Source organism: Vibrio sp. 1288 (assembly GCF_033344475.1).
In genome coordinates this window covers 1-634 of record NZ_JAWPOX010000679.1, presented here as the reverse complement: position 1 = coordinate 634, position 634 = coordinate 1, and the positions used below count along the sequence as shown (strand labels likewise).

At 49.2% G+C, this 634-nt stretch carries 1 protein-coding gene; it reads left to right on the top strand.

Translation table 11 applies throughout. The annotated features are described in order from the left end of the window. Positions 1–634, top strand: a 634-nt coding sequence (locus R8O11_RS28740; protein ID WP_318195058.1) for a 4Fe-4S binding protein, incomplete at both ends; no start/stop codon positions are given.

Below are 634 nucleotides of genomic sequence, written 5' to 3'. Positions count from 1 at the left end.
TTTCGTCGTGGTCCTGCGACAGCGGTTGAAGCAGTGGGGGATGGGCGAGTGGCGGCAAAAGCGATTGATCTGTTCCTCAATGGCGATATGGCGGATATGCCGAAACCTGCGTTCAACTCTCGTAAAGAGAAAAAACTGGCGCAGGTTGACCCACTTCATTTTGAAAACATCCAAAAAGTTGCTCGTTCAATCATGCCGGAGTTGACTCCAGCGCAGCGTGAGCAGAGTTTTGCTGAAGTGGAACTGGGCTTTGATAACGAAGAGGCCATGAAAGAAGCGGCGCGCTGCTTAGAGTGTGGTTGCCAAGCGAATACCGACTGTGCCTTGCGAGATTACTCAACGGAATATCATGCCGAGCAACATTTCGATGTTTCCGTGGTCGTTTCCTCTGCTAACGTGATTGGTCATCAAGATTGGCTCGATTTACGAGCGAAAGATCTTCGTCACAAATACGAAGTAGACCGCAGTTCTGAGTTCATTGAATTTGATGCTAACCGCTGCATCAGTTGTGGTCAGTGTATTCAAGCATGCCGTGAGCAAGCGGTACATGGTGTGTTGAGTTTTGTGTCGGATAAAAATGGCCGACCAGCTTTACGACCAGATGATCGTCCACGATTCCGCTCCGATGAAAAAG